General features: G+C 34.6%; 26 protein-coding genes. 9 read left to right on the top strand and 17 right to left on the bottom strand.

What is annotated here, in order from left to right; all coding sequences use genetic code 11:
• Nucleotides 1–97: 97 nt before the first annotated feature.
• Both EIP93_RS08625 and EIP93_RS08620 read right to left on the bottom strand, forming a co-directional pair.
• Nucleotides 98–652 carry a type 4 pilus major pilin gene (locus EIP93_RS08625; RefSeq protein ID WP_107333218.1) on the bottom strand — a complete coding sequence of 185 codons (555 nt, stop codon included), beginning with the start codon at nucleotides 650–652 and terminating at the stop codon, nucleotides 98–100.
• Nucleotides 653–730: 78 nt separating this feature from the next.
• Nucleotides 731–967 carry a hypothetical protein gene (locus EIP93_RS08620; protein WP_005969666.1) on the bottom strand — a complete coding sequence of 79 codons (237 nt, stop codon included), beginning with the start codon at nucleotides 965–967 and terminating at the stop codon, nucleotides 731–733.
• A gap of 100 nt (nucleotides 968–1,067) precedes the next feature.
• Here EIP93_RS08620 and EIP93_RS08615 point away from each other — a divergent pair, with 100 nt between their 5' ends.
• Nucleotides 1,068–1,469: an H-NS family histone-like protein gene (locus EIP93_RS08615; RefSeq protein WP_005969668.1), complete on the top strand. Its 402-nt coding sequence runs from the start codon at nucleotides 1,068–1,070 to the stop codon at nucleotides 1,467–1,469.
• 79 nt (nucleotides 1,470–1,548) lie between these two features.
• A complete protein-coding gene (locus EIP93_RS08610) occupies nucleotides 1,549–1,908 on the top strand; it encodes a hypothetical protein (protein WP_109491834.1) in 360 nt (119 codons plus the stop codon).
• A gap of 108 nt (nucleotides 1,909–2,016) precedes the next feature.
• Here the strand turns inward: EIP93_RS08610 and EIP93_RS08605 are convergent, their stop codons facing one another.
• From EIP93_RS08605 to EIP93_RS08580, 6 genes are all read right to left on the bottom strand, one after another.
• A complete protein-coding gene (locus EIP93_RS08605; RefSeq protein ID WP_107333221.1) occupies nucleotides 2,017–2,301 on the bottom strand; it encodes a conjugal transfer protein TraD in 285 nt (94 codons plus the stop codon).
• Nucleotides 2,298–2,555, bottom strand: coding sequence for a hypothetical protein (locus tag EIP93_RS08600; protein ID WP_107333222.1), 258 nt, complete (start codon nucleotides 2,553–2,555; stop codon nucleotides 2,298–2,300). Before EIP93_RS08600 ends, EIP93_RS08605 begins: the two co-directional genes overlap by 4 nt.
• Before the next feature lie 127 nt (nucleotides 2,556–2,682).
• A complete protein-coding gene (locus EIP93_RS08595) occupies nucleotides 2,683–3,087 on the bottom strand; it encodes a hypothetical protein (protein ID WP_107333223.1) in 405 nt (134 codons plus the stop codon).
• Nucleotides 3,088–3,480: 393 nt separating this feature from the next.
• Nucleotides 3,481–4,371, bottom strand: coding sequence for a plasmid partitioning protein RepB C-terminal domain-containing protein (locus tag EIP93_RS08590; RefSeq protein WP_109226177.1), 891 nt, complete (start codon nucleotides 4,369–4,371; stop codon nucleotides 3,481–3,483).
• Nucleotides 4,358–5,266, bottom strand: a complete 909-nt coding sequence (locus EIP93_RS08585) for a ParB/RepB/Spo0J family partition protein (protein WP_107333225.1) — start codon at nucleotides 5,264–5,266, stop codon at nucleotides 4,358–4,360. Before EIP93_RS08585 ends, EIP93_RS08590 begins: the two co-directional genes overlap by 14 nt.
• A 12-nt stretch (nucleotides 5,267–5,278) precedes the next feature.
• A complete protein-coding gene (locus EIP93_RS08580) occupies nucleotides 5,279–6,790 on the bottom strand; it encodes a recombinase family protein (protein ID WP_109491833.1) in 1,512 nt (503 codons plus the stop codon).
• Between the two features lie 1,057 nt (nucleotides 6,791–7,847).
• Here EIP93_RS08580 and mobQ point away from each other — a divergent pair.
• The 3 genes from mobQ to EIP93_RS08565 all read left to right on the top strand — a co-directional run bounded on the left by mobQ (nucleotide 7,848) and on the right by EIP93_RS08565 (nucleotide 12,787).
• Complete coding sequence (mobQ, locus tag EIP93_RS08575) at nucleotides 7,848–9,251, top strand: MobQ family relaxase (protein WP_125232567.1); 1,404 nt, start codon at nucleotides 7,848–7,850, stop codon at nucleotides 9,249–9,251.
• Nucleotides 9,252–9,401: 150 nt separating this feature from the next.
• Entirely contained in the window at nucleotides 9,402–11,519 is a 2,118-nt protein-coding gene (locus tag EIP93_RS08570; protein WP_125232566.1) for a retron Eco8 family effector endonuclease, read from the top strand.
• A gap of 164 nt (nucleotides 11,520–11,683) precedes the next feature.
• Nucleotides 11,684–12,787 (top strand): reverse transcriptase family protein, encoded by a 1,104-nt coding sequence (locus tag EIP93_RS08565; RefSeq protein ID WP_103158531.1) that lies wholly within the window; start codon nucleotides 11,684–11,686, stop codon nucleotides 12,785–12,787.
• Nucleotides 12,788–13,098: 311 nt separating this feature from the next.
• Here EIP93_RS08565 and EIP93_RS08560 read toward each other — a convergent pair whose 3' ends face one another.
• Nucleotides 13,099–13,653: a DNA-directed RNA polymerase subunit beta gene (locus tag EIP93_RS08560; protein WP_103158530.1), complete on the bottom strand. Its 555-nt coding sequence runs from the start codon at nucleotides 13,651–13,653 to the stop codon at nucleotides 13,099–13,101.
• Between the two features lie 468 nt (nucleotides 13,654–14,121).
• Here EIP93_RS08560 and EIP93_RS08555 point away from each other — a divergent pair, with 468 nt between their 5' ends.
• Both EIP93_RS08555 and EIP93_RS08550 read left to right on the top strand, forming a co-directional pair.
• Nucleotides 14,122–14,499, top strand: a complete 378-nt coding sequence (locus EIP93_RS08555; protein WP_103158529.1) for a hypothetical protein — start codon at nucleotides 14,122–14,124, stop codon at nucleotides 14,497–14,499.
• A gap of 202 nt (nucleotides 14,500–14,701) precedes the next feature.
• Complete coding sequence (locus EIP93_RS08550; protein ID WP_103158528.1) at nucleotides 14,702–14,944, top strand: hypothetical protein; 243 nt, start codon at nucleotides 14,702–14,704, stop codon at nucleotides 14,942–14,944.
• A gap of 103 nt (nucleotides 14,945–15,047) precedes the next feature.
• On the opposite strand, the gene EIP93_RS08545 is transcribed toward EIP93_RS08550, so the two are convergent.
• The gene (locus EIP93_RS08545; protein ID WP_125232565.1) at nucleotides 15,048–15,500 is read right to left on the bottom strand and encodes a hypothetical protein; all 453 of its coding nucleotides are present in this window, start codon (nucleotides 15,498–15,500) and stop codon (nucleotides 15,048–15,050) included.
• Nucleotides 15,501–15,763: 263 nt separating this feature from the next.
• Complete coding sequence (locus EIP93_RS08540; RefSeq protein ID WP_103158526.1) at nucleotides 15,764–16,528, bottom strand: hypothetical protein; 765 nt, start codon at nucleotides 16,526–16,528, stop codon at nucleotides 15,764–15,766.
• Between the two features lie 1,652 nt (nucleotides 16,529–18,180).
• Here EIP93_RS08540 and EIP93_RS08535 point away from each other — a divergent pair.
• Together EIP93_RS08535 and EIP93_RS08530 are read left to right on the top strand one after the other, a co-directional pair.
• Nucleotides 18,181–18,750 (top strand): replication/maintenance protein RepL, encoded by a 570-nt coding sequence (locus EIP93_RS08535; RefSeq protein WP_125232564.1) that lies wholly within the window; start codon nucleotides 18,181–18,183, stop codon nucleotides 18,748–18,750.
• Between the two features lie 302 nt (nucleotides 18,751–19,052).
• The gene (locus EIP93_RS08530) at nucleotides 19,053–19,532 is read left to right on the top strand and encodes a DUF4756 family protein (RefSeq protein ID WP_103158524.1); all 480 of its coding nucleotides are present in this window, start codon (nucleotides 19,053–19,055) and stop codon (nucleotides 19,530–19,532) included.
• Nucleotides 19,533–19,610: 78 nt separating this feature from the next.
• On the opposite strand, the gene EIP93_RS08525 is transcribed toward EIP93_RS08530, so the two are convergent.
• From EIP93_RS08525 to EIP93_RS08500, 6 genes are all read right to left on the bottom strand, one after another.
• Nucleotides 19,611–19,919, bottom strand: coding sequence for a hypothetical protein (locus EIP93_RS08525; protein ID WP_103158523.1), 309 nt, complete (start codon nucleotides 19,917–19,919; stop codon nucleotides 19,611–19,613).
• Entirely contained in the window at nucleotides 19,912–20,115 is a 204-nt protein-coding gene (locus EIP93_RS08520) for a hypothetical protein (RefSeq protein WP_103158522.1), read from the bottom strand. The genes EIP93_RS08525 and EIP93_RS08520 overlap by 8 nt, the downstream gene beginning before the upstream one ends.
• A gap of 10 nt (nucleotides 20,116–20,125) precedes the next feature.
• Nucleotides 20,126–20,515: a hypothetical protein gene (locus EIP93_RS08515; protein WP_103158521.1), complete on the bottom strand. Its 390-nt coding sequence runs from the start codon at nucleotides 20,513–20,515 to the stop codon at nucleotides 20,126–20,128.
• Nucleotides 20,516–20,529: 14 nt separating this feature from the next.
• Nucleotides 20,530–21,258, bottom strand: coding sequence for an ATP-binding protein (locus EIP93_RS08510; protein WP_103158520.1), 729 nt, complete (start codon nucleotides 21,256–21,258; stop codon nucleotides 20,530–20,532).
• A 229-nt stretch (nucleotides 21,259–21,487) separates the two neighbouring features.
• A complete protein-coding gene (locus EIP93_RS08505) occupies nucleotides 21,488–22,597 on the bottom strand; it encodes an ISAs1 family transposase (protein ID WP_025919286.1) in 1,110 nt (369 codons plus the stop codon).
• Between the two features lie 33 nt (nucleotides 22,598–22,630).
• On the bottom strand, nucleotides 22,631–22,933 hold the full coding sequence (locus EIP93_RS08500; protein ID WP_125232563.1) for an H-NS family histone-like protein: 303 nt from the start codon (nucleotides 22,931–22,933) through the stop codon (nucleotides 22,631–22,633).
• Between the last annotated feature and the right edge of the window lie 14 nt (nucleotides 22,934–22,947).

Genomic DNA, 22,947 nt, shown 5'->3' with positions numbered 1-22,947 from the left:
AAATAAAAAAGTGGTCAAGATATCACGTCACTTTACTTATTAAACAAAACCAATTTATTAATGCAATGACAAAAAACTAAAGCAGTTAACAACCTCATCAATAACTAAATGAGATGACATTCATTTCATTAGAACAATATTTGGTTACTTCATCGATATTTTTAGCTCCCTGCTTCACAGTACCACTGTTTCCGAGTTCATTACCATTTTCATCATAACCTTCATTATCGCCAACAGATATAGTTGAAAACATTGATACCGTTGCTAACACTATCCTTGCACACTCGACAGATGGAACATTACCGTATGTAATAGAAAAACTACTATTACCATAGCTAAAACTCACTGGCCCTTTCCATATATTAACCACCTGATAAGTATTTCCGACTCTCATTTGACTTGGTATGATTTTCGCGTCAATTAATGTTCTTGCATTTATCCCTGTATAATTACTGCTGGAACCATAAATGGCATTTATCCCAGACACGATAGCTGTGATATTTTTTAATTCAATCTCTGCACGCTGTGCTGCCTGAACTTTGGGATAAATCATAAACGCACTGACAACCAACCCAGCAGTAGCACCTAAAACTAACATTAGTTCAAGCAGAGAGAACCCTTTTCTATATTTTCTGTTTTTTAATAACACCATGTTTAACTCCTTTTCATCCAAACGATGAAAAACAGATAAACCATTAACTTGAGTCAAACAATAGATAGCGGTGCGTAATTAGCGGGTTAACTGACGAACGGCTGACGCGAGAGAAATCGGTACTATATCCAACGTTTTAACACACTCTTTTCTTCCATCAGGATATTCTTTTATCAGCTTTCCTTCTGAAATAGAGTGGATAGGCATTCCAGCCCTGAATGCCTCGTTGATCGCTTTCTGTGAGGCGTTTTTGGCAATTCGACTTAACACCGCTGTATCCTCAAGCGGATTTTTCTTTGATTTTCTCTTTTTCATTATTTCCTCCGTATCCGTATTGATATACAATTTATTTCTGACATATGTCAAATTCAGACACCCTATCGATGATTTCTTATCACCATCAGGATAATAAGCTATGAGTGAAGTACTTAAAGTATTAAACAATATCCGCACCCTACGTGCTCAGGCGCGTGAAACCGATTTGGCAACATTGGAAGAAATGCTGGAAAAGTTGACTGTTATTGTTGAAGAGCGCCGTGAAGAAGAAACCAAAGTTCAACAAGAACAGGCTGAACGTCTGGCAAAAATTGAAGCTCTTCGTGCCAAACTGTTAGAAGATGGTATCGATCCGGCTGAACTGCTCGGTTCTGTTTCTGCCACCAAGTCAACAAAATCTAAACGTGCTCCTCGTCCAGCCAAATATAAATATGTCGATGAAAACGGCAGTGAAAAATTATGGACAGGTCAGGGTCGTACACCAAAAGCTATCGCCGCTGCGCTTGAAAATGGTAAGACTTTGGAAGATTTTGAGATCTGATAAAACCCTCCCCCTTTGAATTTTATTTAAAGGGGATTTTTCTAAGATTAAATATAAAAATTTAACTTAAGGATAGTAAATGACAGGCAAAGTCTTACTTCTGGGAATACTTTTTCTGGTAGGTTGTACCAATTTTTCCGCAAAACAGCCTTACCGAACTCAGGATGGCGAACAACTTCTAATTAGCGCAAACATGCCAAATGGTGTTTTAAAGCTATGGATAAATGAAACCCTGATAGTAAATGAACCTTTCCTAAACCAAGATAAAAGTTTAGCCGGGGCCTTTAGCAATAGTTTCACCAATGTCTATACAGCGACCTACAATGGTAAAAAAGTTATGGCACGTTGCAAAAGAGAAATTCATACTTTTTCAGCACCAGTTCATGAATGTGATGTTTTTATTAATGGTGAATATGCTGCGAATCTCTTCCTGAGATAGTGTTGGGAATAAATTAGCTACCGCGCCCTCTGGGGCTTGCTCAACAGCTCACCGACCTAAAAACAAGTTTTAGGTCGGCTCACCGTTCGGACGTGAAAAAAGGAAAACTTACTGTTTGGACTTATTTAAAACACTTTCGATATAGACTTGGCCCTGTGCTCTATACCCTTCAATATCACTTTCATGAAGATTCGGGATATCAAGCAGAATCCCAAAGACCAATTCCTTATCTACATAACCAATATCACATCCTAAGACTTTGGCAACCTCTGCACCGAAAATAATTTTCTGGCGTGTATTTTCTTTTTTCGTTTGTTGTTTCTTTTTAGCTTCCAAAAAGTATAGACGTTCCTGTGCTGAAGCAATTTGTTGTTTGATATCTTTTCTGGTCATTTATGTTCTCCCCAATTTTTTCTCTTGTTGGCATAAGGGATGTCAGCATAGTCATAACCATTACTGATTTGTTTCTTGATTGATTTTATTTTCATCTTAAACTGTTGCTTTATCTGGCGTTGCTTTGCTTGTTCCCTAATATTTATTACTATCTTTTCTGCTTCTAAATAGGCTTGTTCTTTATCGGTATAGATACCATCATCAAGAAGTCTCTTGGCTTCCCAATCAATGGCTTCATCGTTATTTTTATACATTACACCTCCTTGTATTTGTTATAGGTTATCCTTTAACACATTTTGGATAATTATCAATACAAGAAGGTAACTTTTTAATAAAATGAATTCATCATTTTTAAATTGATACAATTTTTTGAGGATACAATTATGGTCTATTTTTTCTGAAAGATGGTGTAAAACCTTTCTTAGCTAACTCATTCAGCTTAGACAGATAAATTTCCCGAGACTCACACCTTGGATCTCTAAGGTACTCATCATTTTCAATTGCAAGTGCCGAAATGACTGAACGAATATTTTCCCCTTCATGGATATTCACATCGATACTGTAACCCCTACATTGTCCATCTCCTGACAGCATACCGCCCGGCGTTCTTTTCTCACATATCAGATCCGCGACAAACTCCCCACCTTTTTTTTCATTTATCGTTCTTGTTATATCCCCTGAAGGATCATTGAAAAAAAGAGTATAAACTCTACTTTCAGCATCACCATGCTGATTCTTTTTAGCTTTAACTTCTATTTTATAGTAAATTCTCAAACCATTGCTCATATGCTCTCCTTTTATTATTAAATCTTCAATATAAGAATAATACATTCAGAATATTGAATTCAAATTTATTTTTAAATGGAAAAACTCATTCAACAAAAAAAATTTAACTTAACATCCATAAATGTCACTCATCCGACTCTTTAACATTATTTTCATTTGACTCATAAATACTTAATTGTAGAAACCAGTGTTGCATTTTTATATAGCACACCTTAACTATTCATGTGTGCGCGGTTAACTGATTAGGTAAGGATAAAATAATAACACCTTATATTTCTAGAAATATATATTATCATTGCCATGTAGTATTTTAGCAAAAAAATATTTTTTAGTTAAAAACAGCACATAGCAGTATAAATGTGCTGTTTTTAATATTTTACAATAACAATGTTTTTAAAAAGACGTTTCATCTTTAGATACTGGTAAGGAATCAATAGCGGAAATCTTCTTTAGTTGAGTTAAATAATCAGGATTATGATCTACAAGCCAATTCAGCACTGCATAATTACCAAGTAGTTTCTTGATGTGATTTATAATCACCGCAAGCTTTAAATTGTTTGTACCATAAATGTTTTCTAGTTGCCTAGTTTCCATTTCCATCGCTGCCATTTCTCGTTCCATTCTAGCAAAATTTTTAGCGATATCTTGTTGCTTTAGCTTGGAATCTCCGGGGTTTTTTAACATTTCATCAGGGGTTGTATGCAATAGTGAGAGTGCGAACTTCCTACTAAAGTTATTTATACTTATCATCGTACATACTGCTTCATGTTGTCTCTCTGGCTTCATTTTCTTCAACACCCTGAATATAGCTTGTGGGACTATTCTGTCAGCTAATAAAGCGGTTGTTTCAGGGGTAATACCATCAAGTAGTTTGAATTTCGTTCTAAGTGCCTTTATCGAAATATTTAGTGCCGTACTCAATCTCTCTTCCGATACTCCAGCCTCAACAGCTTGTATTGCCATTCGGTGTTCCTGAATGACTGATAAGCGGTTAACATATTTATTATAGCTATAAGATTCCTCATCCTCCGCTATTAAGCAGTATATTTTATCAAGGCCTGCATCTTTTGATGCCTCGACTCTCAAATGTCCATCAAGTATAATTTTTTCAGATCTCTCATTAATGTAGATTACGATAGGTTCAATAACACCAATTACCTCTATAGTTGAAAGTATTTGTTTGTATTTTACACTTGTCTTAATGTTTAATGGTAATTCTTTACCATACTTTAGCTCGTACACATCTATTAATACACATCGACTACTAAATTTATGGTTTTTCATTTTCCAATCCTCGTTCGGGATTCACATTATCGAGAATAAAAGCAGGGATAGTATTTAAATTTTCAGAAACTAACACATCGACGAATTCTTTATTTTGTAAAAGGTTTACCATGATCTCTTTAACAACCATTAAGCTCGACATCGTAAACTCAGACCTTGTATGGATCATTTTATGTTTGTTCACATTATCCTGATAAAGTACCCTCAGTTCATCAGGTGTAATCCGCTTCTTTTTTACGCCCCTAACGAAAGCATTATTGTCACTTCCTTTTCCTGAAGTTTCCCTCTGAGCCAAGATCTTTTTTATTACAGCTATTTGCTTTGAATTCAGTTCTCCAGAATTAAAACCTTCCAACAAAATATCTTGTATATCATCTCCTTTTGCCCTTGATATCTCAACAGCAAGATAAAATGGTATTCTTCCCGATTCTACAGCAGCAAGAAGTTTATCCTCTCCATTCTCTTTTAATGAAGCTATTGCGCTTACCCAAGTTCGTGAACGTCCTATTTTCTGCCCTATTTCCAATTCGGTAAAACCTTTATTTTTCAACTCTAATATACTGTTGAGAAGTTCAGTTGCACGGGGCTTTCTTCGTGCAATATTTTCAGCAAGACTCATGATATGCCCATCTTCATGATTGACAGACTTTACTATTGCAGGAATGTTTTTCTCCCCTAATATCTCATAAGCTTCAACTCTTCCTTGCCCACAAATCAAATCATACTTATACATCTCACATGGTGAATCAGACACTCTTACTGTTATTGGTTTTTTTAAGCCGATGTTCCTTATGCTTTCAACAAGTTCCTCATGAATGGATTTACTTCTGGAACGCGGATTGACTATTCTGATCTTAGATATATCTATAAGCTTTATTTCTTCATATTCGTTCATAAAATTTTCCTCTTAAATAATTTCACGTCGAAGAATCTGTAGAAAAGGACTCAAAGCATCAAACCTATAAAACTCTAACTGATAAGGATTTACATTTTCAAAAATTAACTGTCGTTCTAACACCTCGATTGAAGGAAATATATAGTAATCTTTCGTGTTCACGTTTTGACTATCAAGTCGAACAACAATGCAAATATCGTAACTATACTTACGCTCAAACCGTATCTTCCAACGCTTCCTTGTATTACTCATAAAACAACGAGAAATAATAACAGATATTTTAACTTCATCATTAATAGTAAATAATTTAGACTCTTCATTATAATCAACATAACAACCCTGTTCAGTAATATTTAAAATTAGAGTTTCAATTAAATCTCGATACTTTTCTCTTAGCAAAGAGTTTATTCTCAAATAGTCATAATCGTGCTTTGGTTTATAGTTAATCAATTTGTAAGCCTGTAATAATCCACCAAAACGCTTCCTATAAACAGATGAAGATGGTGTGTCATCATCCTCATCTATAATTATTCCGGATAGTTTTCCTTTTGTTTTAAAAAGCTCTACTAGTTTACCAAGCAATTCCTCATTACTAAGATAAATACTTCTATTACTAATAACTTCCTGCGCTTGTAAAAATATTTCAGGAGAAACAATGGCCTCAAAAGCATTTTCACATCGTATCCATTCATGTTGTGGATTGTGGATAAAACGCCGTTTTAATCGATATGAGGTTCGATTATAAACATTGTTGCCAATGTATTTTTCATTAGTTAAAATTTCATGAATCTTCCCTCTCGTCCATTTCTTCCCATGTTCTGCGACTATCCCTCTTCTATTAAGTTCTGACGCAATAACTCGCTCAGGCTTAAAGACATTAACAAACTGCTCGTATATCCATTTCACAACAGCTACTTCATCCGCCGGCCCTACAACTAAAATTATTCGATCAGTCTGGATACTTTTCCACTCTTTATATTTAAGTATCCCTTTATGTATACCACTTTCATCTACTAGCATTCTACGCAAACCATAACCAGCAGGCCCACCTTGGTGATACCCACGACCAGCCAGATTTGCTTGACCAATAAAAACTTTTTGAGATAAATTTCGACTGAATGAAGATGCTTCTTTTCTCCCTATGAACAATTGGAAGTCGGCATAATCATTGTCTACTTCAGCGATAGGATTTGCACAGTAAATAATCTTTACATCATGCATTTCAAGTTGGTGGGTATAATATCCATATTGATCTATTTTTTGAAATCGGCCGAAACGACTGATATCATAAACTAAAACAGCTTTAATATTTATTCTTCCGCTAACCACGTCATCTATTAGTTGATGAAATGCATCTCTACGGTTTGTCGTTACTCCACTTTTACCGGAGTCATCGTAAGTATGAATAATATTCATACCATTTTCCGAAGCATATTTACTTATGAATTGAGATTGATTAAATAATGAATACTGCTGATGGTCCGTAGACATCCGAAGATATTGAGCAACATTGGTCTCATTCATAACATCTACCTCATCTCAAAAATAAAGATTGTGGTGTTATGAAAAAACCAAGTTTCAAGAAAACTATTTATCCACAATACTCTATTGACAACACACCTAAACTAAACTACACCATAGAGCATACTTATTTTCTTGATCACGATCTCAAAACTGAACATAATTCAACCAACTATTTTGTATCAAATTCAAAACCACATCTTCTAAGATCATTAAAAATATATTTACTTTCATTAACTTATGTAGAAAAAACTTGCTCGATTGCTTGTTCCTGTCGACCACCATATCCTCAGAAATGTTTTCCTCGTAATTTAAGTCTTGCTCGATCCTTCGCATTAATATTCGAAGATTGTAATATACCTCTGCTATTTTACGGCGAACAACTTTAGCCACTTCCTCCCCATGGAGGAGCTTTAAGCGTTTTTGGATAAAGGAAATTTATCAAAAATAATATTCTTTTGTTTTAAAAAAACAAAAGAGTAAGCCAAAAATAAAATTGAGCAACACATACGCCTGCAATCACTAACTTTAAATATCTGATACTCTCCCCGTTACTTATTTTATAAAATCCATGAAAATAATTTAACCTATTGCTTTTAAAATATTCTTTTCGGTCTTAACCTGTGAATTGTGCAACAAGGAAAACTACCTAACAAGATGCTTATTTTCCTGTTTTATGTCTTTCCCGCCTTACGGCGGGATAAATTAAACTCTTTTTGTCCTTCGGACGCTATCTAAAACCCATCTCGGTAATATCGCGGAATACTTCGCCCGTTTATCCAGATAGCGCTGCTTAATTCGGCGTTTTGTTTTACAGGCATTCATATATTTCGTATTAATTAATAAGAAGGCTTTTACATTGTTTCTTTTTTTAAGAAAACAATGCCCACTTATACACTCTTCGAGTGTGTGGGGTCTACCGACGGTTGCCTGCCGCAGGCTAAAAGCAAAACCAAGTTCAACGTCAACCCCTGAGTTTTTCTTTCGAAAAACTAAAATCAGCATAGTAGGTGTTGTTGTATATTTGATAGTTTTTATTATATTTAAGGTGGTTTATTATATGGCAATATTTCATCTGGAGTTTAAAATTGTGAAACGCTCAGAGGGCATGTCTTCCTGCAGGAAGGCTGCCTATCATGCGCGCTGCAAGATCACAGATGATCGCACTGGCAACACATATGATTTCAGCCACCGTTCTGATTTATTCCATCATCAGATATTGGCTCCTGCTTCTGCTCCTTCTCATATTATCGAAAGCTCAACAGCCCTATGGAATGAAGTTGAAAGGGTTGAGCGTCAGAAGGATGGTCAAACAGCCCGTTATTTTGACGTAGCTATTCCCACTGAAATTAACAATGAAGATAAGATAAAATTGGTTTTAGATTACTGTCAAAAGAACTTTGTCGATAAAGGCATGATTGCTGATATCGCTTTCCATGATCTGGATAGTCAAAATCCCCATGCCCATGTGATGTTGACATTAAAGCCGATCACCGCTGAAGGCTTTGGTAAAAAAGACCGTAGCTGGAATGATAAGAAAAATGTGATTAAGTGGCGTGAATCATGGGCAACATTTGCCAATCACTATCTGGCTGCCGCTGGCAGCAATGAACGTATTGACCACCGTTCTATTGAGATACAGCATGATGAGGCATTTGAGAATGCAACCATCACATTGGACGTTGAAGAAAAAGCACTATGGATTGCTAAAGCAGCCTTAACCAGCCGTCCAGCTATGCAACGCATTCCTCGTGCTAAATGGAACAGTCAGACAGCCCAACAACAAAGAGCGGCTGAACAGGTTGTTCGTGATGAGCTGAAACAAGAAGCTATAGCTGCATACGGTGTCTTTAAAGATTTAGATCTACAGATAGTGGTAGACCTCAACAGCTTCACTGTTTCACATTTGCCTGAGCCAGTAGAAATCATCCTGACCGATACGGGTTCACAATCATCATCAGAGGAACAAAAACCTATTCTGGTTGCTCCTACGCCACATACACGCACTAAACTGAAAGTCTCCTCTTCTTCAACACCCGGAGCAATTAAACGCGCTCCTGTTAAATCTAAGAGGAAGCAGGTTCAACCACAGAAAGAAAATATTTTTAAGCGCTTTACGTTGCTGGTAGTGGAATTCTTTAAAGAAAGATTTATCTGGGCCAAGAAGAAACCAGCACCTGTTTCAGTGGATACTGAACATGATAACCGTATTGCTGAAAACTATGTCTTTGACGAGGTTCAGGGTATCTATGTTTCACGCTCTGAACATGAAAAACGTGTCAAGTTTAACAGTGATGATTACAAGCCTTCACCCGCTGAGATTAGACGCTTCCCAAGCCGTCCTAAAGAAGAACAGTACAAGGCCGATAATGATCTGGATTACACTCATGCTCCATCGACAGTATCAGGAAGAAGTAGGAATCATCCTTCAATTAGGCCAACTAGATTCAATAAAAACAGATGAATTCTTTCTACGTTTTGCAATTAAAATAGTAAGATTGATAACATTTTTGTCCTATCTCAAATAATAAAGTCAACATTATGCTGATATTGTTGACAATTTTAGTATAGTCATTGTATTTTCATTATAATTTAACATATTGCTAGGTTTACCATGACGATACTAAAAATAAAAATCACAAACTTGCTATCTTTTGATGATGTTGAAATCAGTGGATTACATGATATGAACTGCATTGTTGGCAGGAATAACGTGGGCAAGTCAAATCTATTAAAGGCGCTTAAATTTTATTATAACAGACTCGAAGGAAAAGAAGAACTACCATTAAAATTGTATTCAAATTATTCATACAAAGGTATCATATCTTTAACATTTGATACAACTAAGATTTTTAGAATTGCTAGAAGGCAAACTAATAATCCATATTTTCAATTTATCATGAGAAAACTAATCCCTCCCATTAGAAGAAGTATATTTTCGCTCGCAACTTATACGAATGAACCAACAGAATATACACTATCACTTTATATATATAATGATGGAAAAGTAAAATGGTCAACAAAAGATAGTCAAGTACTAAATCTAATTCTTTATTTGTTTCCTTTCTTCCACATTGAACCCCGGCACATGAACCTTCATGAATGGGATAATTTATGGGATCTAGTTTCTAGAATTAAATCGTTTAATATTTCAAAAATCGATGATGAGTCAATTATTGACTTTTTCGATAATTCAATTAACTCTGGTAGCGATAGTTCATATAGAAAATACATTGATGATTTAAATAATCATTTTTCTACAAAAGTCAGCACGCAGAAAGAAAAAATATTAAGTTACATCAAAGCTGGTTTAAAAGGTTATAAGTTTGAAATTGATGAACGAGATTTACGTTTACATTCAGACGGCACAAACTCATTCTATTATATTAAAACATACCTGAATCTTTTAATTACAATTTCCCGACGAGAATATATAACTCCCTTTGTGTTCATTGATGAACCTGAACTAGGTTTGCATCCAAAAATGAACGAAGTATTAATACAAGAGATATTTAATAGCTATAAATATCGAGAAGGAGTAAATGATAGAATTACACGTCCAAAACTATTTATAACAACACACTCGCCTAATATAGTAAAAGAAATAATCAAGCGATTTCGTAAAAAACAAAAATTCTTTTGCTTTCAGAAGTCTCGAGACTCGGCAACTAATATTAATGAGTTAAATTCAAATTTCGATAACGAGAGTTTCATCAATATATTTAGTGACAATGAAGCAAGACTTTATTTTAGTGATTTTATTTTGTTTGTAGAAGGAGAAACAGAGCTTGAAGTTTTCGGTAATATGCGTTTATCTGATCACTTTTCGCACCTTAAACATATTGATATATATAAAAGCAGCAGCAACACAATAGGTGAACGTTTAAATCCAGCATATGCTAATTCTTCAATACCGTATTTATATTTATTTGATGCAGACAAAGCAATATCTTTAAAAGGTAAACCGGGTAATTTTACTATAAATTTAAAATCCAACGGAAATTACTATAAATTCGACAAGAAGACCCTAATGTTAGAAATCAAAAGAAATAACTTTGGTTTCAGTAAGAAGCATAGAGAAATAAAAAGTAACAATCAGTTTTTAATAGACAACTTAGGTGCAAGGATTGATGTAGATTTATTCAAACAAATATTTCCAGCCACGTCAAATTTTGAAGATGTATTTAATGCTGTAAAAAAACGCCTTTTGCACAAAAACATTTTTCTGAATAGAACGACATTAGAAGGATGTTTGATCCAAATAAATAGTGCACAGATCTTTTACGAGTGGCTTTCTGTAGAATATGGCATTAATATAGATAAAATAACAAATAAAGTATCAAGAAGTAAATTTTTAACTCTCGAAATGCTAATAGATTATTTTTCGGTAATATTCAATGGAAAAAATAAAATATTAGTTGATTACAGCTCTTTCAATTATGAAAGCTATAAACAACATATTAGCAATGGTAGAGCTTTAAATGACGCATTAAAGAAAACCTCAAAAAATGCAAAAAACCTCATGAATTTATTAGAAAAAAAGTCAATTGCCAACAGCCGCGTTGGTAAGACTAATGGGTGGACAACTTCCTTTTTAAATTATTCAGTTAAATACATCGAGGATGAGATTAAGTTGACTAATAAAACATTTGGAAGTGTTTTTAGATTTTACTTTCCAGAATTTTATGATATTATTCGTAGGCTTCAACCCGATAGTAGAGGGGAGATATGAGTGTAAACGAATGTCTGGAGGCTTGCCCTTCCTGTCCGATAGTAAGAAGTTCACTTCTTTATATTAGACGCAGTCCCAGTAGTTGCTAATTTGGTCAATTTGTATTAGTGTGCCGAATCACACCTACGGTGTAATGTTGTTCATTTGTATCGGGTTGGAGCACCATGAATAAAAATAGAGTGAGTGATGATTTTTTTAAAAATGCCATTCTGAAAGGAAACACTGATCTTTTTGATAGTTTTGACGTGTCTGTTATTGAGAGGAAAATAGGTAATGATTGCTTCTTCGAAATAGTAAAAGATTCTGAACAGAACAAAATCAACGAGCGCATAACAAAATTCATCTTATCACGCCAACCTGTAAATTCATCTGCATGTGGTTTTATTAAAGGAAAATCATATTTTGACTTCCTTAAACCTCACATTAAAGGTTATTATTTCCTTAGATTAGATATAAAAAATTTTTTCCACTCCATACCGGTGAGAGAAGTTAATACCCTTCTTGAAAGCCTTTTCAGTTCATCCAAAAATGGCAAATCATATTCGGCTCTAGATTTAGCAAAGAATTCAGTCTTACATACGGTTGGTAAGAGTTTCCCTGATTTAAGCTTACGAGGAGAATATATTCTTCCGATTGGCTTCCCCTCCTCACCCATAATATCGAACATTATATTTAGAAAAGTTGATATATTAATCCAAAAGTATTGTGATGATAAGAATATAACTTATACTAGATATGCAGATGATTTATTATTTTCGTCAATCAATAGTAACTTTATTCATTCTGAACAATTTCAAAAAGAAATATCTATTTTCATTTCAACTCTATCATTAAATCTGAAAAAATCAAAACGAAGAGCTTGCATAAATACCATATCACTAAATGGTTATGTCATTCAAAATACAAAACCTAAAAAAACAATCTTCACCATGTTTTATAGCGATAATCCCGTAGGCACAATCAGATTATCAAATAAAAAATTACAAATTGTAAAGAAAGTTGCAGCTGCACTTTATAAGAAAAAAAGTGCTACTGATATAATGGAAAATTTTTTCTATTTAAGTCGTTCGAAATTTAAAAATAGTTTCAATGATAGCTATTCTTTCTACCTAAAATATGCTGAAGATCAATTACAAAATAAACTAAAAGGGTACCGTTCATATCTTGTATCACTAATAAAATATAACGAAAAATATGAGTGCGTAGACAAAAACTGTCTTAAAACCGTAAAATCTCTTGCCAAAAAACTAGAAAACTATATTTTGTGAAATTCAATGCATAAATATTATAAAAATGTTCAATATCATCACATCTTGTTGAATTATAATGTCCGTCAACGGAAATTGTCTAAAAAAATTGTTAATCTAGCCATAACAATTATCTATAGAACGATAGTAGCTCCGTAATAACAGATAATATTTATTTATGATTAACAGAAGAAGCTTAAAAGATCATCATCTGAGTGTACTACTGACGGTAAGCTTCATAGCATACTGATGCTTGGCAGCCAATGCAGACGTGAATCCCCTTCTGACTTTTTCAGACAGAAAGGAATCGGATGATTTTTTACAATAGCTTCTTAGTTCGCTTTCCAACCATCACTGGTCTTAACCAGAACAATTTTAGTTTCAACAGGTTCATCCATACCCTTCACACCAGAAAAAGCATCCTTATCAACCCAACTTGGAACACCTGCCAGTTTCCATGTAAAAGTAACTTGCGTCATTTTCACGCCATTACCTTCACTTGGCTCAGTCCAGCTTTTGATCTCAGCAACAGCACGGTGACCAACACAAGCACCCTTCTCACGGTTCCAAAAATCAACCTCTTGGCCTTTATCTGTGACTTCTAAAACAGTCATGCTGCCAAAGCCATTAGGCTGCTGTGAAACAGTCAGTAAACCCTGTTCAGCTAAACCATTTAAGATCTCATCACTGGCATTATATCCAGAAGAACGATACCCGTTGTTAACCTTCACCGGGAAACCTTTGTTAAAGGCAAAATCATTATCCTGTAGTGAGTAACAAAGTTCTGATGTTGAGAGCCTTGCATTAATCGCTTTCTCAAAATCGCCCTTCTCACCACATCCAGCAAGAACCAGAGCAGTGCCAGAAACCAGTAAAATTTTCTTCATATACATCCATCCTAATAATAGAAATGCTGTTCTTTTGTTTGGTCAGTCATCGTATGTACCTGTTTTATCTTGTATAGGAACAGGTATCGCATAGCTAAACCGTCTAATTAACTAATTGATAGCATTCAATTATTTTTGACATTCGTCATATCGTTTGTACCGATCAAAAATAAAATAACAATAGATATAGACTATCAATAACAATTAATCGATCTATTAAAGTAATTAAACACCGATCAATAACGCATTACTAATAGATTATAACTATCAAACACAATATATTGATCTGCTATACCGATCAATTTATTGCTGAATGAAGTGTTAATGGATAGAGTAAACAGCAAAATCGTATGGGCTTGAGCGCAGGTTTCTTACCACTGATTAGCAACATTTATTGGTAGCGAGAAGCAAAGCTGGTTCAAGTCCCTTCTCACTTTTCTGGTGTTTGTCACCTTCTATGGAGTTAGCATGAAAAAGCTGTTTATCGTGGCGCTGGTTATCCTTCCTCTTACTGCCTGCACGACTTATGGCAACAAGTCCCTGAAAGACGAATCCCAACAAACCGTCAAAAGCAAAATCGTTAAAGGGAAAACAACCCGGCAGGAAATCTTAGCTGCTTTCGGTGAGCCACAGACACGAGCAAGTAATGATGGTCAGGAAATGTGGTCTTATTCCAGTATGTCAGGGGAAACACAGCTATCTAACTACATTCCCGGTCTGGCCCTGTTAAAGAACAGCAGCACAGCCCATATGAATTCCCTTGAGATTTGGTTTAAAGGGGATGTTGTAGATCGTTATAATTTCAGTCAGACAGCTAGCAAGGTTTCCAAAGGGCTGTTGGATTGAATCGTGTATTACTGACGCCTAATCCTTTCATCTACGCTTAAATAACAATGCCGACAATGAGCCTCAACACTGTTGGGGTTTCAGTTCAGTGATGCTGTAGACGCATACCTTCCTTTATTACTCGCTTGCTTGTGATAGCTCTGATTGCTTCTAAATGCTATGGTTAATACATCATATACAATACTGAAGGTTGATAATCCCCATGTCTCGATATCGTGCTGTTGTTGTTAAACTCGAAGAGCCGGATGGTACTGTTATTGAAAAGAAATGGGATGTATATGACTCTGAAAGCGGTGTAATACTCGCCAAACGTTATGATCTACCTGTTAATGCAGAAAAAGAGGCTACAGCATTGAATAAAGAGCTTAAAGCCGCTGATGAAGAACTCCTTGAGAATCTCAAGGGATTTACCGATGAGCCTGAACATCCGGGCTATAAGCCGTAAATTACATCATACCCGCTACAGATTAATGTCTGTTATGAAAATCTTTGCATTAGTTTTACCAAAAATGTGAAGTCTTATTCTTGCCGACAGATTTACTACCGGATTAGCACGGAATATTGATTTTCGTGTTAAATATTTCCATTATTTCAAACGAAAGGGATTTCAAATTCGATTCGGTTTTACTCTTATCTATTCGTCCTATATAGGTGATAACAGCATTACACCAATCACTTTTCTTTTTAACATCCAAATATGCTACTTCTGTTATAAAACACATTTCATGAGCATTCCTTAAAATATGTAAACTTACAGATTCAGGAAGATAAGCTAACATCTTAATAAAATTAAATTGTGCATGTCTTTTTCTCCAGTTCATAGACATAGTAAAGGAAATAACATTTTGCATATATATATTATCTCGAATCTCTTCTAGGGTTAAACCATGCCCATGATGAATAAATACCAATATCTTTTTCAGAATTTCATTAAAATCATAGATATTATTATTTTCATGGCTAAATTCAGATTCAAACTCTTCACTATAATTAATTTTCACACTCACCTTTCTCTTTTACTTAAATATTAATAATCGAGTTTAAATCCTTCGTCAATCAACAATTGATTATTTTTAGGATAAAAATATTAATCTATCTTAACTGTATTTTAATAGTGAGCATTCGGATTAAGTATGCTTGCTCGTAAATTATTCTAGTGTGTTATTTGTCTTTTTTATTACTTTAATCATCATCCAAAAGGCTAATAGATAAGTTGAGATAGATGACTATTGTAAGTTTAGATTTATTATATCAGTAGATACCTTTAAATATTATCCCAATCTAACGGTTTCTCTGGTGGCAGAAGAGTTGTTGTATCAATGGCTATACATTCTCCCATACTTTTACTTATCGTCGCCTCTTGGGACTTTTTAGCCTGTAATCTTGCGATTAACAAATCTATGTCTTCTTGGCTATTTACGCCATCTATGACTGATTCAATTGATCTATCTTCTTCTTTAATATTTTTATTGCTTTGGTCCGTGCTGGTAATACTTTCATGTTGTTCTTCCATCACTTCTTTCTTTTTTACAATCTCTGAAACAAAGCGAGCACGATCACCATTGAAGACAATAGCTGGGTTTATGAAATACCAGTTCTTTTCATTAGTTTTAGCAATAATACGTTTCTCTATAAGTTCTTTTACCCCTCGGTAAAAAATAGACTCAGACAAAGCAAAGTGATCTATTTTTTCTGCGAGCGACATTGCTTTTTTACAACTCAGATAAAAGTGATCTTTTCCAATCGAATCCTGATATATTCGTAAAAAGATAAAAAACACCTTATATGCTGTTTTCGTGAGATCAAAGTATGCTTTTATCTGAGACGTATAGAGTTTAATAAACTCTTCTTTATCGACCTCTTGTGTATGTACGATATTGGCGAAATAACTTTTACTGGTATCTTTCCTTTCGATAAGTTCCGTTCCTCTTGAAACAGTTAGATTTTTCTTTCTTGTTTCAATCTTAAGTTCTGTATCAAAGCAAAAAGGATTTAAGCCTAAATCCAAATCAATATCTATTTCATTCATCCTATTATTTCCTCTTATTATTTTATTTATAGTCAATTAAATACCATGCACAAAATAGATATCAAGTTTTTTTGCATGTTTTATTGCAAAAATATTAAAAAAATCGCCAATATTTCAGTGACGATAATTTAAAGTGCTGTCGTTTTTAAGCTAAAAAATGACATAGAAACTGACTACAGAGTCAGGAAATCTCACTGTGCAGTCAGGAATACGGACCATAGAGTCAGGAACACTGACTGTACGGTCAGTCGCGTATTTTCTTCATAAGCCTTATACCGCAAGGGCTACAAGCCGATTTTAACATAATTTAATTTTGCAAGAAGTAAGAGATAATACTTAAGAGGATTAAAAGAAAACGGGCAATTTTCATGAACGCTATATGGGATTTAAAAATTTAGCAATGATTGGTTATATTTGTATTAAAAATATAATTTTCATTGCGAAGATTTCCTTTTTATTGCACTAACATCTTTTTTTGAAAATCACCACCATCTATGAGCTAACGCTCAGGTTCTACCGAAAACGATAAGTTTGTTTTCATATGCACGGCTACGCCCTGACTCTGACATCAATATTTTTATCGTGATAAGGTAGTTTCAATGTTGATAGAAAAAGGATAATAGATCTGTTTCAGATCGTTTTATCATCAAGTTAATAATTTGATCCTATTTTTAAACATAGCATTACCGCAATAACATATAGCATTTACTCTTAAACATATAGGAAAACTATATCTACAGAAGCAGCTCTGAGTGATTGTCCGAAACAATCACATTGCTGAAACAGGGTTCATCCCTGTTAGTGATGGATTTATCCAAAAAAATCGGCAATAGCCGATAAAGCAACAAAGGTATAATTAAACTTACCACTTCATATGCGGTTTAGTTTTTAAGATATTCAATGCGTAGCTTTACCTATACTTAATTAAAACTTCATATTGAAAACAGATCTTTTCTTATGAGCTTTCGCTCATGGCTTCGCCCCTTCTCTGTATCTATTAACTAGAAACTCATCGAGGCTATAGCATTTGCTCTTAAACACATAGTAAAACTATATCCCCAATAGCAGCACTGAGTGATTGTCCAAAACAATCACATTGCTGAAACAGGGCTTACCCCTGTTAATGATGGATTTATCCATAAAGAATTGCGGCAATAGCCGCTAATAAAGTAAAGGAAAAACAAATCACAATATCCCAAAATACCAGCAGCGCTTCGTGATTGTATGAAACAATCACTTTGCTGAAATATAAACTCAAGAAAAAGAACAGCAGATTGTAAAACAGGTTAAATACAAAAAATAAACAATACAATAAACGGTAAAACTATATCCCTAAAATACCCCTACATAGCTGCTCTCAGCTTCGCTAATTGAATAATGAAGAAGAAAAATGCTCTCAGACCAGCTATAGCTTAAAACCAAGTACCGACATCCGGGAGTTAAAGTCCCGAATCCCGGTACTTAAGTTGATAAGTATTCTCAAATAAAAATGATAAAGTGTTATTTATACATCTGCTGTAATACTACAAGTTTCAGAAATAGAAACATCAAGTGTTAACTATTTTAAAAAATATAAACTTTAAGTGTTGACTTGCATGAAGAATATAGTATTTACTTAAATATATAACTAAAATAATAAAGGAATAAATAACATGATTGAAAATCATATACAAAATGAAATAAAGAAATCAAGAAGAGGTCTTCCACGCCATACGAAAAACCCATTTCTTAATGATACAAACCTACATACAAAAACGGGTGTCAGGCGTATTACTACAGGAAAAGACCGATTGGCATTAGTTAATGAAAATACGGGAGAGCAAGTTGGTAATGGTGGTTTCTTTCAAGCTATGGAGGTAGATAAAACACAGTTCGTGAAACTTTATGTTGATGGAGTATCAGCTATCGAAGGGCTTTCTTCATCGGGTAAAAAAGTTTTCAAGATCCTTTATCTTGCTATCAGAGATAACAAGGATACTGATACTATTTTGATGTCATACGATATTGTTGATCAAGATGTCGTAAAGATATCAAGAACAACCTATTTCAAGGGAATGAAAGAACTTGCTGACAAAAAATTTATCGCAGAGACTATGATACAGAACTATTACTTTATTAATCCAGACTATATGTTTAATGGTGATCGTTTAACATTTATGAAAACATATTATCTTTCAAGTAAAAACTCTAATAAAGCCATTAATAAAAAGGTGAAGAAATGAAAAAACCACCCGCTTAATTTGAAATAAAACCGTATGAAAGGTTATCAAAAAACGACATTATTAATGTATTGGCTGAAAAAATGATGATACTTGAAGAAACATTCGATACTCAATAAAAGGGAAATAAGGGAAAGTTAGAACAATCGAGATTCACACTAATAATAATGAGTTCACTTAGAATAATATTACAACATATTTGAAGTAATAAAAATAAAATATCTCATTATTTATTCCTGCTGAATTTGACAGTTATTATCTATCCCTTAATATATATTATAACGTATCTAATTAAAGGGGATGTCATGAGAAAAATAAAACTAGATAACAGCGATTTATTAACCTATTTCGAGACTGTAGAAAAACTAAAACAACAACCCTCAATGGATGAATATCTGGAAGGCTATCGTAAAGTTCGTGAAGATAGCCCTTTCGGCACCGAAGTAGATAAATATAGATCTGCTCATAGTGAACTACGCAGACTTGATAAAAAGAGACAATCACTCATAGATAGCTTTATTGACGAACTTAATCCGATAAGCAGCTCTACGGCAAGAACAGCCGCTAAATCATCCGGTAATATTGATATCATGCATGGGCGCATGATCTTCCAGAGAGCTATTTCAGAAAAAACAGACGCTGAGATTGTTGCTCTGGTGGTAAAACAACGCACAGAAGCGGCTCTGGAGTTTCAGCGTTCTGTTGAGCTGAGTCTTGAACAGCTTTCCAGCATCTCATCAGATTTTGAGTCATCAAGTAGAAATAGAAAGAGAATGTCTTTTTAAATAAAAAAATCACAACCATATTGGTAACTTCACCAACATGGTTGTCATCAGCAGCATTATCACGTCATGATTCCAAATTCAGTTACCATTCTTATTATCAACATTATTTCTTAGCCTTTGCTTTATATTCCTCAAATCCTCATTAGAGTTATATTCTGCATCCATGTCCTTATCTCTGGACCATTTTTGAAACTCCTTCATGACTTCTGCCCCCGTACTAGTGAGCCCCTCTCCTCCATTAATCTCGAAACCAATTACAGTAGTGGTATCATCTGAATGATCTTGATATCGCTTTTTGAGCTTATTTATAGCTTTCACTAATTCTTTAGTTGGCAATTTGCCGTTATAGTTTTTATCCTGACCATACACAACTCCTTTTTTAACCATTTTCTTCTCCATTTTTTAACTTTCTCAAATATTTAAAATAATCAGTGCCAGACTTGATTACACGCTCGTAATCAACACCATCATCTTGTTGATTAGTGGTTTTTTTGCGTAGATGTTCAATTTTTCCACTTGTATCTTGTTGCATCAACCCTCCAATCTCAAGAGAGGTACCTTCCAATATACTACCGTTACCCATAATTAATTACCTAGGAAATTAAAAATTTAATAACGCATGTACTATCAGTACACTGGTTAAATAAGAATTCTTTTATCAATTTATTTAGCAAAAAAATAGATCTTATTTCTAATGTTGTTTCTTCTTTTCTTGATTTTCCTGAAACCTGCTCTAAATCAATCAATAAATTATCTACTTTCGCGTCTATCTCTTCTGAAAATCTGCGAAGTGATTCTTTAGAAATCTCCCTGTATTTCACTTCTTCATCACCTTCAAATACAATAAAAAATGATATGTATTTTTCAGATATTATAGAATCCATGAAATCAGTAACCACTACTTCCTGAGAAAGCTCTTTGTAATTCGCATCTAGTTTATCACCTCGCCATTTAAACTTAGCAATACTTAAACTCATGCCCATATAACTTCACCTCACTATAATGATTCAATTATATCAACTCTAATTTTTTGCTTTATTTCCGCAATGGTTTTAAACATACTAAAATCATCCCATGATATATCCTTACTTATTCTTTCTGGTAATTTTTCTTTTATCCTCTTCAAATACAAATCTAATTCAAATCTATTGCATTTAATTTCATATTGGAAAGAGAACCTACGTTTAAGTGCCGGGTCCAATAGTTCAAAACAGTTTGTTGTCGCAAGAATCGTTATTCTATTTTCGAATGAAATTGATTGTAAAAAATCCATGAAAGATATAAATGCTCGTTTCATTTCCGAAACCTCATTAGTTTGGTTCCTATCTACAAACAATCTATCAACTTCATCTAAAAATAGAACAATGCCATTCCCATCAGCACTCAAATCCTTTATTTCTTCATAGGCGGCGTGAAAGTTTTCTAGTGTCTTCCCTAAATCAGATGTTATAATGTGCTGTATGTTTATTTCATATAACTCAGCTTCGAACTCATCTAGTGCATATTTAGCCAACGAATAAGATAATGTGGTTTTTCCAGTCCCCGTTTCACCATAAAATATATTTATACTCCTGATATCTAATTCTTCACAAATCTCCAACATTTCTTTATCAGAAGAATGCACTAGATTTATAACTTTTTTACAGGCATTATAAACTTCAACATGCCCAATTAAATCGGATTTTTCCTTTATTAGAAACTCATCAATTCTGTTCAGAAATTTCATTTAATGGACAAACTCCCAGTAAGTTTATGTTACATAACATGTAATGATACCAACTTATATTTACTAAGACCATCAAATAATACTCTGCCTCTTTAAAAAAAACAATACTCTAAATATGGCTGGACATAAGTGGTATGGGTTATTTGCAAAAATCTACATGTTAGTTTAGTTATAGCTACGGGAATGACATCAGCTCAAGTCTGAACTCGCAGGGCCGGAGCATACTTTGTTAATGACATTTAACATTCGCAAAAATCATTAACTCCCGATAGTCATCATCCAATAGTGCACGTTGCACTTTGCTTTTCATACTCCGGTTTTGTGTGCTCTCCATCTTTGCCAGATTGAGCGCCATCTTTCTGACTAATGACAAGACTTTTGTACCATTCTCATCGTGAATACGGCAAGCATCTTCTTTATAAACAACATCTAATACCCAGTGCAGACTGTTCTCTATGCCCCAGTGATGACGGACCGATGTCGCCATAAACTCTGCATCAATATCGTAAGATGACAGATAAAATGCCGTATCCAGCGTATTCGATTTTTTGTCTTTACGGTGTCTTTCAACCGCGACCAGTGTTTTTATTGAAGGCCATTTCTCCTGTAACTCCGGGCTCAACTCTGCCGGTATTTGAAAAGTAATACGGCGCTCCATTCGGCCATGCCCTTTATCCTGCATTTCATATTGTGCTAACGCGGTATTATCGTTAAACGCCTCATGGAATTGCGCTTTCACTGCATTAAACAATGTCGGCTGATTTCCTTTGACTTGTACAAGGTAATGACCTTTTCTCGCCACAATGCTTTCAAGCGTTTCTTTTTGTGCATGTAACGCATCAAGCGTTATCAGTGCATCCTTGATGTTAAGCATGCAAACAAGATTCTGTACTGTTTTGATTTCTTTTCCTTTTCCCTCGGCCATATCCTGATAAAGCGCAATGCCATTATTCAGGTCATAAGCATTAACAGAGTGAAAATCGTTACGACTCCACAGAGAGGCACTTTTCAGCGTCTTTCCATCAATCGCAATGAGTGGCTTGCTTGATTTGGCGCGAATGTCATTAATCCAGCTAAAAATACAGAACTGAAAGCTGTCGGGATCGACGGCTTTCATTATTCTGGCAATAGTATGACGCCGTGGTATGCCATTGGAAAATAATCGAAATTTTCTTAACCAGTCGAGGCGTAGTTCACCAAACTGTTGAATTTCAGCCCACCCATTTTGTCCACTGGCGACCGCAGCGAGAACAAGAAATAGGACATCAACAAGATGATGTTGTTGATTAATAGGAGAACGAGTTTCCTCTACCAGAGAGAGGTGGTCAAAAAGTGTCATATCAAGACCTCAAAAAGTTATTCTACTTTGAGATCAGTCTATTAGAGAATAGTTCAATTTTTTAACAAAGTGTGATCCGGCCCTGTCTGAACTCGTGCAGAATAGCTCCTTAAGTGAAATACGATCACGCCCCATTTTCTCAAGCAACTTTTGTAATCTCTTAGCCCTCAAATTCTGAGCCTTTTGCTCACCAATCTCCCGATAGTATTCTTCCCGTCGCTCCGCTACTACTTTGCGGAACTTCTTTAACAGTTGATTCAATGTTTTGATATCAGTAGTAGCGGCTTCTGCTTGGATTTTTCTATACATAAACATAACGTGGAATTCATCAATCATATTATAACCCTTAG

This window comes from Pectobacterium versatile (assembly GCF_003932035.1).
Taxonomy (GTDB): Bacteria; Pseudomonadota; Gammaproteobacteria; order Enterobacterales; family Enterobacteriaceae; genus Pectobacterium; species Pectobacterium versatile.
This window is presented reverse-complemented; position numbering and strand designations above follow the sequence as displayed.